Genomic DNA, 17,208 nt, shown 5'->3' on the forward strand with positions numbered 1-17,208 from the left:
GTAATAGTCTATGCTTAGTGGATTACTTTGATTTTTTTAGACAGGAGTCCACCTGCCTTGATAGTGATTGCATTACTTCTTCCGCTTTCATTTTTATTAGCATCTAAAGCAGTAACAATGTAAGTATATTTTTTCCCTTTTTCGATGGTTCTATCGATAAAACTATGTTCTTCGTAAGGAGATCTGTCAATAATATCCAGTATAAATTGACCGTCTAGAACTCCAAAACCAAAGTCTTCATACCTATAGATAACGTATTTTCGGGTGTCAGAATTTTTCTGAGTGTCTTTCCAATAGAGCTTAAATCCTTTATAAAGATCACCTTCAGAATTGTTGATATTTACTTTAGCAGGAGCTTCCAATTCCATTTTTAAGCTTGAAGGAGGAATAGAATAATATGGATAGTTCCTCTGTAAAGTCTGTACTACATTTTTAGGGTTTTCAAATAAGAACTTAGCACTGAAAAAAGCACTTCCTTTTACATTCTTGTATTTCTTATTGATGTCTAACTGGGCGCTGATCTCAGAAGGATCTTCCCATTTACTGACTTTATATAAAGCATGTCCGATATATAAATTGGTTCCATAAGAGTTATCATTCCACCACTTTACTACTGTTTCATAAGGTGCAGCACCAAGGTTTCGATGCCAGTATACCTGAGGAATAATATAATCTAACCATCCTTTTCTCATCCATTTGACTACATCTGCATATAAGTCATCATAATTTGTGATTCCTGCTCTTGTCTGAGATCCTTTTGGGTCTACATTGCTGTTTCTCCAAACGCCAAAAGGACTAATCCCAAATTGTACATCTGGTCGTTCTTTTCTTAACCTATTGGAAAGGTTTTCAACAAAGTAATCGACATTTTCTCTTCTCCAACTTTCAAGGTCTTGCTTTGTACTATCTCCATACATAGCAAAAGTCTCATGATCGGGAAATTCTTCTCCCACTTTTTTATATGGATAGAAATAATCATCAAAATGTACCGCATCTAGATCATAATGTCTGGCCACTTCCATAATAGCATTTAAAACATATTCTCTTGCTTCGGGATGGCCTGGGTTATACATCCACTTACCCCCATATTGTACAAACCAATCTCTATGTTGAAAAAATGGATGGTCGGAAGCTAAAGAAGTAGTATCACTATTCATTGTAGCTCTGTAGGGATTGAACCAAGCATGAAAATCTAATTTTCTTTTATGTGCTTCTTCAATCATAAATGTTAATGGATTAAAGAAGGGTTGAGGACTTTTTCCTTGTTCGCCTGTTAAGTATTTACTCCATGGTTCAAATCCAGAAGGGTAGAAAGTATCTGCGACTGGTCTAACTTGAACGATAACCGTATTTAATCCTATATCGCTAATCTTATCTAAATATCTGACATAGTCCTCCTTCTGTTCTTGCATTGATGCAGAACTAGAGGCAGGGAAATCAATATTGTTGACAGTGGCTATCCATACTGCTCTGAATTCTCTTTTTTGAGCATAAGTAGTAGTAATACCTAATAAAAATAGTATTAAAAAATATCTGATTCGCATAAGGGAAGGATGTTCTTAGTAATAGTATAGTAAAGGTAAGGAATTATTGTTGATGGTATTCTATTAATCCATCAGTAGGAGAGGCGATAATAGTAGGGGTAGGAAGTTGGAAAAAGTCGAAGGATTCTTGAAGTATTTCTTTAAAATAGTAAGCAATTGATCCTGTGATACAAACCTGATCGGAAGAAGATTTTACAAATGGGAGTACATAATATTCTACAAATTGCTTCATCTGTGATTGAAGTAGGATATTTACTGTCTCATCATACTCCTTTACTTCATTGATGAATGGGGCAAAAGAAGCACAAAAGGCATTTGGTTTTTCAGTTTTGTATAGGCGTTTTAAAATGTAATCAGTGCTATAATCAAACTCTTCAATAAAAGCATCTACTGTTTGAATAGATAATTTATTGGTAAGAAGTAGTTGAAGGAAAGCTAAGCCAATGGTTGCTCCACTACCAAAATCACTAAGTAAATAACCTAAAGAAACAGGACGATTGATAATTGCATTGCCATTATAATAACCAGAATTAGCACCTGTACCTAGTATACAGGCAATACCATTGTTTTTATGAAGTAAGCCTCTTGCTGCACCACATAAATCATCTTCGACAAATACTTTTTGAGTAGAGAATATCTGACTTAATATTTTGCTTAGAATAGCTTTGTTTTTATCACTGCCACAACCACTACCATAAAAAAATATGGAAAGGTTTTCATTGTCATTAATTAAATGGGATAACTCTTCTGAATCAACTCGTATTGATTTGTAGAGGTCTTCCTCAGTCCAGAAAAAAGGGTTGTATCCTGGAGAAGCTAATGAAAACTTTACTGAACCATCCGTTTTATCTATGAGAGTCCAGTCTGTTTTTGTAGATCCGCTATCAGCAATTAGATGTAATATGTCAGTATTATTTTTGATTAATCTTTTTGTTGTGTCTTGTTGAACAACATAATATCAGTTCCGCTTCTTTGAAGTGCAAAGACTACAAAAACAATTAATGCAATCACTAAAACAATACTTGTTACAGAAATTAATTTGTATAGATCAGTATTGGCTTGTGTCTGCAGTTCTTTTTCTTTGTACTGTAATTGTTGCTTTTGAAGTTCTTTTTGTTGAGCTAACTGTAATTGTAAATCTTTATCATTGGCTTGTAAACGAGCAGCATTCAATTCAGTTCTTGTTGAGGTTAAATCTTTCATTAAGTCCGCATATAAAGCTTTTTGATTTCTCAAGGCTTCTTGAACTGATTGTTCTGATTGCTCAGCAGATTTTTGGTCTTTTATAGCTTGTAGATATTTGGCTTGAGAACGTTCTAGTTGCTCTTGAATATCTTTAAGTTGTTCTTGAGTAGTTTTTATTAATTCGTTTTGCTCTTTAGCTCTTTGCGTCATGTCTTGAATGACACGATTGTTTTCATCAATATTTCTTTGCATTCTATACTTATCATCTTTCAATTCTGAAAGGTGACTTTCTAGCGATCGAATAGAACCTTGTTTCATATCAAGTTTCTGATCATGCGTAGTAAGCTGAGCTTCTTTCTCATTTAACCTTTTTTCCAATCTTAAGTTATCATCTTTAAGGTCTTGGATTCGGTCTGCTTGATGTTTTATTTTCGACAAGTATGATCCACTCTCTGCCTCGATCTGTGCATTCTTCTTCTCCAGTTCATTAATACGCATACGTTGTTGTTTAGTACCGTCGGAACCTGACATAGCAGCATAAGCAGCAATAGTTCCACAGATCACTAAACCAATAATCCCCATACGTATCCAGCTTTTTTGCTGCATCAGTTCTTCTTTAAAATCGGTAGAGTTATTTCTCATTTGGTCTAAGCAAAGATAAAAAATGTGTAGTGAGGTCTTTTGTTCCAAATACAACGGAATAATGATGCATAGATATTGGTGAACAAAAGTACTTGGTTACACTACATTCTAAATACAAAGGTAAGAAATACTTTAAAATATGAAGTATCGCACTTATTGTACCTTAAACTCGAATTTTATTACCTAAAATTAAAAATAAAAGTTAATACCTGCTTCATAATAAGACATTTTTTTACTTCGGATAATGATATGTCACCTTGTAAAAATGAAAAAATAGAGCTGTTATAGCATGTTATATTAGAATAATTATATTTTTTGTTGTTAAAATTAAAAACATTTATTTGTAAATAAACGTTTATGGATTTTTTTATTACGGATGAATGGTATACATTTGCAATCACATTTTTGAGAAATAAAAATACTCAATCTAACTTGCTGATAATCAGCGCAAGTGTCAAACGGACACTTGATTGTATCACGAAATAAACTTTTAATGAGAAAGTTTTTACTAGTTATTTCCATTTTCATTTTATCATTGGAAAACATTGGATTTGCAGTTGCATCTACAAATAATTCAATTATAAGTGTAAAAGATACAGAAACGATTAAAAGAGAAGATTACATTAGAACTCTTTATAAAGCTTTTGATCCAATTTGTAGAAAATATGGAATTAATACTAAGGTAGCGATCTCTCAGGCTATTGCTGAGCAGGGTTGGAAATTAAGAGAAGACTATAGAATTTTCAACATTGCATCGACAAGTCCAACTAAGAGTAAATTAGTATATGATATCGGAGAACAAAGATATCGTCGTTACAGAATTTATTCATCATTGGAACAGGCTGTAGAAGACTACTGTAAAGTGCTGTCGAGTTATTATACATACCGTGAAAATGGATTATTTGACACATTTGATCCAAACTTACAGATGGAAGCGATTGCAAAAGGCGGATATGCCACCGATCCACATTACCTTAAATTGGTAACTTCTGTAATGGACAAATATGTTGCTCCAATTGTAGATAACATTCGTGAAGAAGAAGCTTTGGCTAGAAGATCGGAAGAACTTCAATCAGTAGCTTCAGTAAGTAGCGTCGAAGCACAACATATCAGATTCTGTTTACCATCGAGTTACTAGAAACTGATTTACATATTGACTTTATTAAGGAATATCCTATATGAGAAGACCCCGCAATTGCGGGGTCTTTTATTATTTAAAGGGTACGAATTAATTCTAATGATAAGAATGTGTTACATTTTGATGTCATTGTCATCTATGGCTTCACCATTCTTCTGATTTGCCCATCCATGGCTCTATAACCACTTCGGCCTAGATCTCTTACCACCTCACCTTGCATGATTAGCTCATCCCAGATGTTAGCTTCAACGACTTCATAAAAACGTTCTTCTTCTTCTTCGTCTGAAAAGGTATACATTTCTTTTAAACCTCTTCGTTTAATCTCGTTTTGAATAAGAATCTCTTTCATGGATTGAATCATCTGAGCACAAACACCTAATTCGAAATCTGAATTGGCGTGGATGTTTACTTTGAAATTGTAGTCATTTCCTTGAGCAGTAGCAGTGACTCGGGGTTTTACAAAATGTTTCATGAGGCTCTGTTTACGTAGTTTTTTGATTTTTTCCGAGAACGATAAACAGTAATGAGACGGTTGTTCTCGAAGATAAAGATGTACGATTTGTACTTTCTTTTGTCCCGTTTGCAATGTGAACCATAGCATTCCGATTTATACGCTTGGTACACAATGTTTAGATAATCTTTCTTTCTCCAATGTCTACAACGTTTGTTCATAGCATTGAAAGCGTGGTCTGTGATTTCAATAAACATATAAGGCTTGCGTTAAAAAAAAACGCACAGTCTCCCGTCTAGAGCTTGCACGTCCGAATCAAAATAAATTTGTACATATAAAGTGCACAGCACCTATTTATAATTTACAAAAAATTAGCAAGAAATCCAATTTTTAGCTTACTCGCTGTTTAAATATGAGTCAATCGCACTTATGGATAGATTTTGTATTAAAATTTTGATCAAAAATTAATCATGTATCTTATTGATTTATAGAAATAGTTTACTAAATTGATATTCTGTGCTTGTAAAATTATTACTACCTTTGGATTGAAAAATTTAGTAATATGAGCGATAAACCACTAAAGGAAGGTGAAGATTATTACATTGAAAATGGATTATATGTCTTCACTAAAGCGTACCATATTAAAAGAGGGTACTGTTGTAAAAATCAATGTAAACATTGTCCTTGGGGGTTCAAAAAGAACAAAGTAAGGAAGTCAGTATTCTAAAAAAGGTATACAATAAATAAAAAAGATAGATCTAACTCAAGAGTAGGTCTATCTTTTTTTTTGTAGATAAACATTATTTCTTATTGTAAAGTAGACTCAATGCTTAATAGATGTTTCTAATTTCAATAGAATTTAGACTTCTTATTTTTTATTCCGTAATTGATAGTATGACACATTTAAATACATATCACTCACCTATGGTGTACTTGATCTCGGCATAGTCCGACAGGTACAACTTTATCTATGCCAAATTTTTGTTTAGGTACAATCATGTATCTGTCGGTTTTTCGTACCCTTTTTTTGAAAAACACAACGATAAAAAAACAAAACATTGGAATCAAAAATCACAAATGCCTCATTAGGCTATAATTCAAATATTCAGAATAATTTAGGTCCTCTATTTCAAGGTGAAATTGCTAGAGTAGTTTCAGAACATAAAGAAAGATACATTGTTAGAAATGAATCTGGTGTATATGAAGCTGAAATAACAGGACAACTACGCTTCACTGCAGAAGAAAGGTCTGATTATCCCATCGTTGGAGACTGGGTAAGTATCACAGAATACGATGAAGGGAAAGCCTTAATTCATCAAGTAGTTTATCGCGATCAAGTCCTAAAACGTCAGGCAGTAGGTAAATCAGGAGAAGCACAATATATTGCTTCAAATATAGACGTTGCCTTTATTGTAGAGGGAGTCAATAGAGATTTTAATATCAACAGATTAGAGCGTTACATGACACTGTGTTATGACGCTAATATTCAGCCTGTTTTTATCCTGAATAAAGTCGATTTAGTTTCTGATCTAGAATTAGAAGAAATTAAGTTGGAAGTTGAAAACAGATTGATTGGTGTTGAAATGCTTTGCACTTCAGTTGATCAGCAAATTGGAATTGAACAACTGACTGCTCTAATTCAAGAAGGGAAAACATACTGTTTTCTGGGTTCTTCTGGTGTGGGAAAATCTTCTTTGATCAATATTTTATTGAAAGATGAAATGATGACCACAGGAAGAATTGGAGAAAGGAATGATAGAGGTAAACATACTACAACTTATCGTTCATTGTTTTTAATGCCTTCTGGAGGAATTCTAATCGATAATCCAGGCGTAAGAGAAGTAGGTATGGTAGATAGTCAGCATGGACTGGAACATACATTTCCATTAATTCAAGAAAAAGCTTCTCAATGTAGGTTCTCAGATTGTACACATGAACATGAAAAGGGATGTGCAGTGATTGAAGCAGTCAACTCAGGCGAAATCCCAGAGGATGCATATCATAATTACATGAAGCTCCAGAAAGAACAAGAACACTATGAGAGTTCAGAGTTGGAGAAACGTCGTAAAGGAAAAGCATTAGCCAGAATGGTAAAAGATGCCAAACGTATAAAGAATCGATAAAAAATAAGGCAGCACTTCTAAAAGTGCTGCCTTTTCTATATGCAATAAGTCAAAAAAGACTTAGTATGAAAACGTACCAAATTGAGAATGGATATCTAATGATTTACCTGACTCTTTCGCTTCAACACGACCAATGATTTTCGCGTCTACATTGAAAGATTTGGCAATGTCAATAATAGTTTGAGCATGTTGCTCATCGATATAAATTTCCATTCTATGTCCCATGTTGAATACTTTGTACATTTCTTTCCAGTCAGTACCACTATTCTTATGGATCATCTCGAATAACGGAGGAACATCAAATAAGTTATCTTTTACAACATGAACATTGTCCACAAAGTGTAATACTTTTGTTTGAGCACCACCACTACAGTGTACCATACCATCAACTTCTGAACGTAACTCATCCAATACCTTTTTGATAATTGGAGCATATGTTCTAGTTGGAGAAAGTACTAATTTTCCAGCATCTAAAGTTAAATCAGCAATTGCATCGGTTAACTTTTGAGTTCCAGAATAAACGAGATCATTAGGAACTTGAGGATCGAAACTTTCAGGATACTTTTCTGCTAAATACTTAGCGAATACATCATGACGAGCAGATGTAAGTCCATTAGAACCCATACCACCATTGTACTCAGATTCATAAGTAGCTTGTCCGTAAGAAGCTAAACCTACAATTACGTTACCTGCTTTGATATTGCTATTGTCGATCACTTCGTCTCTACGCATACGAGTAGTTACAGTAGAATCTACAATCACAGTTCTTACTAAGTCACCTACGTCGGCTGTTTCACCACCTGTAGAATGAATGTCAAAACCGTTATCTCTTAGCATCTGTAATACTTCTTCAGTACCATTGATAAGCTCAGAAATAACTTCACCAGGAATTAGATTTTTATTACGACCAATTGTTGAAGAAAGCAATGTACTACCAACGGCACCAACACACAATAAGTCGTCAGTGTTCATGATAATAGCATCTTGGGCAATGCCTTTCCAAACAGACATATCACCTGTTTCTCTCCAATATAGGTATGCTAATGATGATTTAGTACCCGCGCCGTCAGCGTGCATAATAGCACAGTAGTCTTCGTCTCCTGTTAAAATATCAGGAACAATTTTACAAAATGCTTTAGGAAATAAGCCTTTGTCCAAACGCTTAATTGCATTGTGGATATCTTCTTTTGAGGCGGAAACTCCGCGCTGTGCGTATCGCTCTTGCATGAGATTCGATATGATTGGAAAAAAATGAAAAGCCCATGGGGATTTCAATCTCCATGGACTGATGCTGCAAAAATAGATTATTTATACAGATTATTAAACATTTATAATGTGAAATTCTTATAACTCATCATGTTAGGCTTATCTCTCCATCGCAACATCGTCTGCGGTAATCATATCTGCCTTGTTTCCCCAAGAGTTTCTGATGTAGTTTAAAACGTCTGCCGCTTCTTGGTCGGAAAGGGCTCCTTGCCTCGGCATACTACCATCATAAGTAATTCCATTTATCGTTATTGGTTTTTCTAAACCATGTAAAACCTGACGGATTGCTTGATGTTTATTCTCTACTAAATATTTTACACCAGCAAGAGGAGGTACAGTAGGTTCAACACCCACACCATCTTGTTGATGACAATGCATACAGTTTACCATGTAAACTCCCTGACCTCTTTTAATACTTTCTTCCAATGGACTATAATTTCCAAATGATAAGAGGGCTATTACAGGGAAACTGAGGAGTAACATTCTGTATTTCATGATAATTATGTTTATGTAAGTGTGTTTTTTACGTTTATGTAAACAAATATAGTTTTTTTTGTATTTCTGAATGGTGATCTATCTCAACAAAATATTAGCTCGATGCAAACTTTTCCAAACCTAAACCAAAGAGAGCAAAGTCGTATTTTACAGGGTCCTGAGCATCAAATTGTTTTAAGTGCTTCGTAAGCTCAACGGCCGATTTCCAATCAGATTGTTTACGCTCAAGTAATTTTAATTTTCTACTGACTCTCTCTACATGAACATCTAACGGACAAATAAGTTGAGAAGGTTGTATAGTGTCCCAAATCCCAAAATCTACACCTTTGTCATCTTTTCGGACCATCCACCTTAAAAACATATTGATCCTCTTACAAGCAGAATTTCTCTGTGGTGTAGCAATATGTTTTCTAGTGCGTTGAGGAGCATCTTCATCATCGAAGAAATAATTATGGAATTGAATCAATGCGTTCTCGACATTTTCATCAGAAGGAGTATAACCTAACAAAAATGCATCTTCTAAAGATTCATAATTGGAATAATGTCTTTTGAAGAATGATAAAAAGTATAGCGTATCAATATCATTAAAAGTTCGATGCTTGAAAGATAAAAATTTCTCCAAATCACTTTCCTCATGATTCATGATAAAATCATAAGGAGCATGATCCATTAACTCAACAAGCTCTCTGCATTTATTGATAATGGTTTTTCGTTGACCCCAGGCTAAAACTGCTGCCCAAAAACCCATAATTTCTATATCTTGCTTTTTTGAAAAAGAATGGGGAATACAAATCGGGTCGTCTTGAATAAAGTTTGGTTGATTGTATTTTTTGAAACTCTGATCTAAAAGTTCTTTCATTTTATAAAAAAATAATCTTTAGGTACCCAAAATAGACATTAAATGATGATATTTTCTTAATGATTGTAACTTTTATTCTTTTTTTTTGAAAATCGTTTGGAGTGATTGCACTACTCTATTACCTTTGCACTCGCAAAAAACAGTTGCTCCGTTCGTCTAGGGGTTAGGACGCCAGGTTTTCATCCTGGTAGCACGGGTTCGAATCCCGTACGGAGTACAAAGTCTGATTGAGACTCAAAATCAATACCCCGCTCCGTTCGTCTAGGGGTTAGGACGCCAGGTTTTCATCCTGGTAGCACGGGTTCGAATCCCGTACGGAGTACAAAGTCTAATTGAGACTCAAAATCAATACCCCGCTCCGTTCGTCTAGGGGTTAGGACGCCAGGTTTTCATCCTGGTAGCACGGGTTCGAATCCCGTACGGAGTACAAAGTCTAATTGAGACTCAAAATCAATGCCCCGCTCCGTTCGTCTAGGGGTTAGGACGCCAGGTTTTCATCCTGGTAGCACGGGTTCGAATCCCGTACGGAGTACAAAGTCTGATTGAGACTCAAAATCAATGCCCCGCTCCGTTCGTCTAGGGGTTAGGACGCCAGGTTTTCATCCTGGTAGCACGGGTTCGAATCCCGTACGGAGTACAAATCCTGTTTCAGCAATGAGACAGGATTTTTTTTGCTTTATACTTTTTTGAACCTCGAATTTATCTTAAACTTTTTTATTTACCCTCATTAACATAGTATAACGCAACTCCATTCAACACTTAACATTAGTAAACAGAGAGTAAAGGGGAATCAATGTTATATTGATGAAAAGATTATTTTACTCAAACAGCTCTCTTATGAAACATCAACTATTACTATTCTTTTTGTTAATGTCTTATACGCTTCAGGCCCAATTTGTAAACATCAATAATGTTCAAACTGAAGAAGATTCTGTCGCTTTAAAGAAACTATTTGTAAGTGTAGAAATCCTTGATAATATCGCTACAACTACCATGGAAATGCATTTCTATAATTATGGAAATCGCATTTTGGAAGGTGAATTAAATTTTCCATTGAAAGAAGGAGCCACAGTGTCTGCTTTTGCTTTGGATATTAATAATGAGTGGAGAGATGGTGTAGTAGTTAAAAAAGATAAAGCAAAGAAAGTATTTGAAGAGGTAGTGAGGCAAAACGTCGACCCTGCCATATTAGAAAAGACAGTTGGAAATAATTTTAAGACTAGGCTTTATCCAATAAATCCCAAGGCATACAAAAAATGTAAAATCACTTTTGAAGAGGAGTTGCCACAACTAGATGGGAAATTTAACTACCAACTTCCTTTGACTTTTGAGAGTAAACTGAAAGAATTTAAAGTAGATGTAGAGATAATCAACGAAGAAATAAATGAGCAGTTGTATGCACCAGGTAGTCTAAAACTAAATTTTAAGAGATTAAATAGATCTACTATTGCAAAACTTGAAAGTAATGATCAATTTCTGAAATCAAAGCTCTCATTACTGTTGCCCTTTGATCAAGCAAAAAGAGAATATTTGGCAGTTAAAGGGAAACTGTCAAACGATTATACATTTAATTTCAATACTCAACCTATCGTATCACCCGTGGTGAAAGAGAAACCATCTTCAATGACCATTTACTGGGATGTTTCTTCTTTATTTGATGATCGAGATATTAAAAGTGAATTAGGGTTATTAAAAAAATACTTTGAGTGGAATAAAAATACAGTTGTTACTGTTAAGCCATTCAACTTTCAAGTAAAAGATCAGAAGAAATTTACTATAAAAGAAGGGAACTCGGATAAGCTTATCAATTACCTTTCGTCTTTGGAGTATGATGGTGGTAGTAAGCTGGACGATACAATAATAGATACTAAGGATAAGGGCGAGAGTTGGATTTTTACTAATGGAATTTCTAACCTCTCGGAAGCACAACTATTCAAATTAAATACTACACTATTCATGATCAGTTCTAGTCAGACTATTAATGCAAATTATATGTCTGCTGTCGCTAATCAGAATAATGGAGAGTTTATTAACCTGAATGAGCAGACAATAAAGTCGGCTATTAATAAACTGACAACAGCTACCATTAGGTATTTAGGAGTAGAAGTATTAGAAGGTCAGGTTGAAGGGCTTTATCCAAGTACACCACAAGCTTATCAGACAGATTTGTCGATATCAGGGAAGGTACTGTCGAAACAGGTAAAGCTGAAAGTAAATATTGGTACAGCTCAGAAAGTATTGTATTCGGAAGAAATCATCATTAAACAATCAGAAAAGTATTATCCAACATTTGAGCGATTATGGGCTCAAAAGCAAATCAATGAATTAAGCTTGATGCCAAAGAGGTATAAAGAACAAATTATTTCATTGTCTTTGAAATATGGAATCGTTACGGATTACACTTCATTTATTGTGCTAGATAATGTAGAAGATTACGTAAGGCATGAAATAGTACCTCCATCATCTCTTCGTAAGGAGTATGATAAATTATTGGCCTTATCAAAAACAAAGAAGAAAGAAGTATATAAAAGTAGATTAGATCGGGTATATGAAGAATTTCAAAGTGATATCGACTGGTGGAATTCTGTAAAAGATATGAGCAATTATGTTCCTCCTAAACCAAAAAAGCCTGTCTTAACGAATTATGGGGAATCAAGTTCAAATAGTATTTCCGACGGTAGAACATACTCTGAAGAAAGAAAGTTGGTAAAAGGGATCGTTTTAGAAAATGAAAACCCTCTACCTGGAGTCTCTGTTCACCTTAAAAATACTAGTGAAGGAATTATTACAAATATTGATGGTGAATTTGAATTATCAGTACCTACTAATGCAATTCTAACTTTCAATTATATTGGTTTTTTGTCGACAGATGTAGATGTATCTGAAAATTCTGGAGAAGAAATAATAGTGTCTCTAGTTGAAGACAATCAATCATTAGAAGAAGTTGTCGTTGTAGGTTATGGGACTGCACGTCAACAACAACAGCTTGCAGGTTCTGTAGCAGGTGTTGTTGTGGTTAGTGATGAAGAAGAAGTTATGGAATTTGAGGAAGAGAGTTTTGCAGATAGTGAGGTGGAAGAATCTTGGGGAGATACAGAAGATACAGATGTCGTAATGAAAAAGAAAAGTAAAAAGAAGAAGGTCAAATCTAAATTGGTGCCTTACGATTCTGGTGCTGAATATTTACAAAAAATTCAATCAGAGGATGTGAATAAACAGTGGTCCACTTATCTCCTGTTAAAGGAAGAATACAAAATGTCTCCTTCATTTTATTATGATGTTGCCTCATACTTTTTCACTTCAGGAAAAAAACAAGAAGGAATACAGGTCATTACTAATCTAGCAGAGTTGGATTTAGAAAGTCATGAACTCTTAAGAAACTTAGGAAGGAAACTTCAATCTTTTGGCTGTTATCAAGAGTCTGAATACATTTTTAATAAATTGATAGAATTACGTCCATTTGAACCTCAGAATTACAGAGACCTTGCGTTTTTATATGAAGATGAAGGAAATTATCAGAAAGCTTTGGATCAGTTGTATTTTATTATTGAAAATGAATGGGACAGTGATGTTAACAGCAGGTTTGGAAATATTGAGTTGATTATCCTTCATGAAATGAATAGGTTGATTACACTGCACAAAGATCAACTTGATATTACCGCTATAGATACTCGATTTATTTACTCTATGCCTTTAGATCTACGAGTAGTGATTGACTGGGATCTTTTAGATACTGATATTGACCTTTGGGTGATAGATCCATTAGGAGAAAAATGCTTTTACAGTCATAAAAACACTAAAATTGGCGGTCGAATGTCTCAAGATTTCACAAGGGGATATGGTCCTGAGGAGTTTAGGCTAAAATATGGATATAATGGCGATTTTGAGATTAAAGTACATTACTATGGAAATAGTAAACAGTCTTTATTTGGTCCAGTTAGTTTAAGAGCTTTGGTTTATTCTAATTATTCTTCAAAAGACGAAGACAAACAGGAGTTGAACTTACAATTGGAAGGCGTTGGTAAACAGGTATACGATATTGGAAATGTATCTTGTAAAGTGGCAAATTAAAGAAGAATAGAAACCATTTTTCATTTAATTTCGTTAACTTACTTATAACTAAAAATGAGGAGTGAACTAAATAGATAAACAAAACATTTTTATTTAGTATCACTGTCTAACAATGTCAAATTAATTAAATATTATGAGTAAGAAAGATCCACACAATCCATTTGAGGATATCTTAAATGATTTTGTATTTCCACGTATGAAAGACGAAATGCAAAAGGACAAAGTGAAGTCTACCATCAAGAATGTATTTGAAGCGGTTCAAGGGGCCGTAGAACAGGCACAGGAGCAAGCTGCTTCAGTGGATGTAGAAGTAAACGAGGTCAAGGATGATCCGGAAACAAAAAACATTCGAGTAGAAATCAAACAGAAGAAAAAGAAAAAGGCAAAGAAAGCTGAAGTTGAACATGAAGTTGAAGCTTCTTCAGATGCTGATGCTTTACAAGCTGAGGTGAAATCACTAAAAGCTCAGTTGAAAGATAAAGAAGAGATCATTTCATTATTGAAAGATCAAATCAAATTATTAAAGGGAGAATAATAGAAATTAACCCTACCTTTAAGGCACACTCAATAATTTTTGAGTGTGCCTTTTTTATTCCAAATAATGATCATGCTAGCTTTAAATAAATTACATCACATAGCCATTATCTGTTCAGATTACGAACGTTCAAAGAAGTTTTATACAGAGGTATTAGGACTCGAAATTATAAGTGAGGTATATAGAGAACAAAGAGACTCTTGGAAGTTGGATTTATCTTTTCAAGGGAATTACCTTATAGAACTTTTTAGTTTTCCAAATACACCCCAAAGACCGTCTTATCCTGAAGCAAGAGGTTTAAGACATTTATGTTTTGAAGTAGATGACCTAGAAGAAAACATCAGTATGCTTAAAGAGTATGGTGTCGAAGTTGGTGAAATAATGATTGACCCACATACAGAAAAGAGATTTGTCTTTTTTGAAGATCCAGATCACTTACCGCTTGAACTCTATGAAAAATAGTACTATAGATAGTATTGTTTTTTGCTCATCAATAATTATAACTACCAACACAATTTGTGTAATGAACGTAGGTGGGGATTTTCAATGATTGATTCTTAAGTTCTTTTCCATTTTACATCAATTTTGAAAAAAAAATCACTTTCTGTAAAATATTATCTCCTCTTATCCGACTTAAGAGGTAGATACAAAAGTTTATGGCAGAGAAAAAACAAAATATCGAAAATACATTCACACAGGAACAGGGGCGTCTGACAAATTATATTAAAGGAAAAGTCGGTTCTATGGAAGATGCAGAAGACATTGCCCAAGATGTATTTTTGAGTTTTGTCGGGGGATTTGATGAGATCTCTGATTTGCGCAAATCAATCTCTTGGCTCTATTCTGTCGCAAAAAATAAGATTATTGATTTCCGTAGGAAAAAGAAACCCCTCTCAATCGAAGATCAGAAGGTAAATGATAAAGAGGAAGATCTAAGTTTAATGGAGCTGTTACCTTCTTTAGAAATGATGCCTGATGAACAATTAATGAAAGATATGATTTGGGAGGAAATCCAATTAAGGCTAGACGAATTACCTAAAGAGCAAAGAGAGGTTTTTGAATGGCATGAGTTGGAAGGATATAGCTTTAAACAGATCTCTGATTTTACGGGGCTAACAGTCAATACACTTATTAGTAGAAAGCGATATGCTGTTTTGTATCTAAGAGAACAATTAGAAAGTCTATTCAAGTTAATGAAAGACTAATAGTTGAAAAGTATGGTACAACAGATCATTTAAAATGATCCAACGAAATAAGAATTATGGAAAAGTTTTCAAAGAAGAAGTTTATAGCAAAAAAAATAGTATTTGGTTCGGTAATTATTACGGCGATTACCTTTATTTTTATGCAATTATGGAATTGGTTAATGCCTGAGATTTTTGGGTTGACAACCATATCTTTCTTTCAATCTTTAGGGTTATTGGCGATGTCAAAAATCTTATTTGGTAGAGGAGGAAGACGTTCATTTGGGAATCGAGGTCGTAAAATGATGCATAGAGAAAAGTTTATGCAAGAGTTTAGAAATAGGGTAGATTCTTCAGAACAAAAAGAAGCAAGCGACAACGATTCACATTAATTCTAACAAAACAAACAACAAGTCAGAATGGCATTTATTAAGAAAAACTACGGATGGATTATCGTGACCATCCTAGCTTCATTACCTCTTATCGTTTTATCAAAAATGATTAATTTGGATTGGGTCAATGGATTGACATTATCCATAGTAGAAAATTCGGGTAAAGGTGGTAGAAGCACATTAGATATGTTATACCATGTCACAGGTGAGTTTGCAATTCGTTGGATGACTGCTGTTCTAACTTGTACTCCATTTTTTATTCTATTTGGAGTCACTAATCTTTTTGTTCGACAGGCAATGGGTATCGCAGCAGCCGTTTGGAGTATACTTCACTTTATCATTTTTATTTGGATGGAAGGGTTTCTAGAAACTTTTACCCAAGTAAATTATGTCGCAGGTTTTATTGCAGTATTGATTTTAATTCCTCTACTTTTTACATCGAATAGAAAGTCAATGCGACGATTAAAAAGTAAATGGAAGAAGCTTCAGAAGTATGCCTATGCAGCCATTGTTCTGAGCTTGATACATGTTGCCCTTTTAGAGAAAACATGGATAATCTATGCTGTTGTTGTTGGTGTAGGATTTATCATTAGAATCCCTGAAGTAAAGGAACGTATTATAAGATTTAGGTTGAAAAGGAAAAGATAAAGATGATACAGAGTTGAGCAGTTGAGTGATTATCTAGGAAATACCAACTTCCCTAAAATGAAAAGAGACCCAATGGCAAACATTCCAAAAAACATAAATAATGAAGTTACTTGGTTTGATCGTGTCTTTTCAAAATAATCTTCATAGCTCTGTATAACATCATTATTCATTTCAATTATAAAGTGGGCATTAATTGTTGCTTTATTGTAGGATAGTTCTTTTTCGGGAACTCCTAATTTAAAGGTAATCTGCTGTGAATTATTCTCAACATAATTATTAATGGTGTGAATAGAAACGACATCATCTAGGTTAAATTCAATTTTTGGGTAATTTTTGAGCCTTATTAGTGTATTGGGCATTTTATATTTGCCAACCTCTATTTGTCTAAAATCATCCAATTCTCCGGTGATGTTTACAAATTCTTTTTTTGAGAGAGGAAGGTTTGTGACTGCCATAAATACAAAGATGAAGGATGAGGCGATTATAACTAGACCTACTATCGTGTAGCTTTTACCGGTCTTTTGAAATCCTTTTTCATTTTTGAAATCAATTAGTTCACGTAAGGTCATTTAGTTTATGTTGGATAAGTATAGAATGGATGAAGTAATAAAGTTAATCTAAAATAGATACACTATTCAATTCAATAAAAAAAGGGCTTACAGAATCATAACTTGT

General features: G+C 34.1%; 17 protein-coding genes and 5 tRNA genes. 14 read left to right on the top strand and 8 right to left on the bottom strand.

Annotation, left to right across the window (positions count from 1 at the left end):
• Window positions 1-14 precede the first annotated feature (14 nt).
• The 3 genes from HGP29_RS00205 to HGP29_RS00215 all read right to left on the bottom strand — a co-directional run bounded on the left by HGP29_RS00205 (window position 15) and on the right by HGP29_RS00215 (window position 3,371).
• Window positions 15-1,544, bottom strand: a complete 1,530-nt coding sequence (locus HGP29_RS00205; RefSeq protein ID WP_168880301.1) for a glycoside hydrolase family 10 protein — start codon at window positions 1,542-1,544, stop codon at window positions 15-17.
• A 43-nt stretch (window positions 1,545-1,587) separates the two neighbouring features.
• Complete coding sequence (locus HGP29_RS00210) at window positions 1,588-1,776, bottom strand: hypothetical protein (protein WP_168880302.1); 189 nt, start codon at window positions 1,774-1,776, stop codon at window positions 1,588-1,590.
• Window positions 1,777-2,465: 689 nt separating this feature from the next.
• On the bottom strand, window positions 2,466-3,371 hold the full coding sequence (locus HGP29_RS00215) for a coiled-coil domain-containing protein (RefSeq protein ID WP_168880303.1): 906 nt from the start codon (window positions 3,369-3,371) through the stop codon (window positions 2,466-2,468).
• 493 nt (window positions 3,372-3,864) lie between these two features.
• Between HGP29_RS00215 and HGP29_RS00220 the strand changes: the two genes are divergently transcribed.
• Window positions 3,865-4,509 (top strand): glucosaminidase domain-containing protein, encoded by a 645-nt coding sequence (locus HGP29_RS00220; RefSeq protein WP_168880304.1) that lies wholly within the window; start codon window positions 3,865-3,867, stop codon window positions 4,507-4,509.
• A 136-nt stretch (window positions 4,510-4,645) separates the two neighbouring features.
• Here HGP29_RS00220 and HGP29_RS00225 read toward each other — a convergent pair whose 3' ends face one another.
• Complete coding sequence (locus tag HGP29_RS00225) at window positions 4,646-4,981, bottom strand: hypothetical protein (RefSeq protein WP_168880305.1); 336 nt, start codon at window positions 4,979-4,981, stop codon at window positions 4,646-4,648.
• 541 nt (window positions 4,982-5,522) lie between these two features.
• Here HGP29_RS00225 and HGP29_RS00230 point away from each other — a divergent pair.
• Window positions 5,523-5,687 (top strand): DUF5522 domain-containing protein, encoded by a 165-nt coding sequence (locus tag HGP29_RS00230; RefSeq protein ID WP_168880306.1) that lies wholly within the window; start codon window positions 5,523-5,525, stop codon window positions 5,685-5,687.
• Between the two features lie 331 nt (window positions 5,688-6,018).
• A complete protein-coding gene (gene rsgA, locus HGP29_RS00235; RefSeq protein ID WP_211093162.1) occupies window positions 6,019-7,083 on the top strand; it encodes a ribosome small subunit-dependent GTPase A in 1,065 nt (354 codons plus the stop codon).
• A gap of 60 nt (window positions 7,084-7,143) precedes the next feature.
• On the opposite strand, the gene HGP29_RS00240 is transcribed toward rsgA, so the two are convergent.
• The 3 genes from HGP29_RS00240 to HGP29_RS00250 all read right to left on the bottom strand — a co-directional run bounded on the left by HGP29_RS00240 (window position 7,144) and on the right by HGP29_RS00250 (window position 9,703).
• Complete coding sequence (locus HGP29_RS00240; RefSeq protein WP_168880307.1) at window positions 7,144-8,310, bottom strand: AIR synthase related protein; 1,167 nt, start codon at window positions 8,308-8,310, stop codon at window positions 7,144-7,146.
• A 138-nt stretch (window positions 8,311-8,448) separates the two neighbouring features.
• Window positions 8,449-8,844 carry a c-type cytochrome gene (locus HGP29_RS00245; RefSeq protein WP_168880308.1) on the bottom strand — a complete coding sequence of 132 codons (396 nt, stop codon included), beginning with the start codon at window positions 8,842-8,844 and terminating at the stop codon, window positions 8,449-8,451.
• Window positions 8,845-8,938: 94 nt separating this feature from the next.
• Entirely contained in the window at window positions 8,939-9,703 is a 765-nt protein-coding gene (locus tag HGP29_RS00250; RefSeq protein ID WP_168880309.1) for a TIGR02757 family protein, read from the bottom strand.
• Between the two features lie 145 nt (window positions 9,704-9,848).
• Between HGP29_RS00250 and HGP29_RS00255 the strand changes: the two genes are divergently transcribed.
• The 11 genes from HGP29_RS00255 (at window position 9,849) to HGP29_RS00305 (ending at window position 16,533) form a co-directional block, all read left to right on the top strand.
• Window positions 9,849-9,920: transfer RNA gene (locus HGP29_RS00255), tRNA-Glu, on the top strand.
• Between the two features lie 33 nt (window positions 9,921-9,953).
• A tRNA-Glu gene (locus tag HGP29_RS00260) sits at window positions 9,954-10,025 on the top strand.
• A gap of 33 nt (window positions 10,026-10,058) precedes the next feature.
• Window positions 10,059-10,130: transfer RNA gene (locus HGP29_RS00265), tRNA-Glu, on the top strand.
• A 33-nt stretch (window positions 10,131-10,163) separates the two neighbouring features.
• A tRNA-Glu gene (locus HGP29_RS00270) sits at window positions 10,164-10,235 on the top strand.
• A 33-nt stretch (window positions 10,236-10,268) separates the two neighbouring features.
• A tRNA-Glu gene (locus HGP29_RS00275) sits at window positions 10,269-10,340 on the top strand.
• Window positions 10,341-10,540: 200 nt separating this feature from the next.
• Window positions 10,541-13,774 carry a VIT domain-containing protein gene (locus HGP29_RS00280; protein ID WP_168880310.1) on the top strand — a complete coding sequence of 1,078 codons (3,234 nt, stop codon included), beginning with the start codon at window positions 10,541-10,543 and terminating at the stop codon, window positions 13,772-13,774.
• Between the two features lie 133 nt (window positions 13,775-13,907).
• The gene (locus tag HGP29_RS00285; RefSeq protein WP_168880311.1) at window positions 13,908-14,309 is read left to right on the top strand and encodes a hypothetical protein; all 402 of its coding nucleotides are present in this window, start codon (window positions 13,908-13,910) and stop codon (window positions 14,307-14,309) included.
• Window positions 14,310-14,381: 72 nt separating this feature from the next.
• Entirely contained in the window at window positions 14,382-14,771 is a 390-nt protein-coding gene (gene gloA2 / locus HGP29_RS00290) for an SMU1112c/YaeR family gloxylase I-like metalloprotein (protein ID WP_168880312.1), read from the top strand.
• A 194-nt stretch (window positions 14,772-14,965) separates the two neighbouring features.
• Window positions 14,966-15,514, top strand: a complete 549-nt coding sequence (locus HGP29_RS00295; RefSeq protein WP_168880313.1) for an RNA polymerase sigma factor — start codon at window positions 14,966-14,968, stop codon at window positions 15,512-15,514.
• A 56-nt stretch (window positions 15,515-15,570) separates the two neighbouring features.
• A complete protein-coding gene (locus HGP29_RS00300; protein ID WP_168880314.1) occupies window positions 15,571-15,885 on the top strand; it encodes a hypothetical protein in 315 nt (104 codons plus the stop codon).
• A 27-nt stretch (window positions 15,886-15,912) separates the two neighbouring features.
• Complete coding sequence (locus tag HGP29_RS00305; RefSeq protein ID WP_168880315.1) at window positions 15,913-16,533, top strand: ferric reductase-like transmembrane domain-containing protein; 621 nt, start codon at window positions 15,913-15,915, stop codon at window positions 16,531-16,533.
• Between the two features lie 29 nt (window positions 16,534-16,562).
• Here the strand turns inward: HGP29_RS00305 and HGP29_RS00310 are convergent, their stop codons facing one another.
• On the bottom strand, window positions 16,563-17,102 hold the full coding sequence (locus HGP29_RS00310) for a hypothetical protein (protein WP_168880316.1): 540 nt from the start codon (window positions 17,100-17,102) through the stop codon (window positions 16,563-16,565).
• Window positions 17,103-17,208: the final 106 nt, after the last annotated feature.

Source organism: Flammeovirga agarivorans (genome assembly GCF_012641475.1).
Lineage (GTDB): Bacteria > Bacteroidota > Bacteroidia > Cytophagales > Flammeovirgaceae > Flammeovirga > Flammeovirga agarivorans.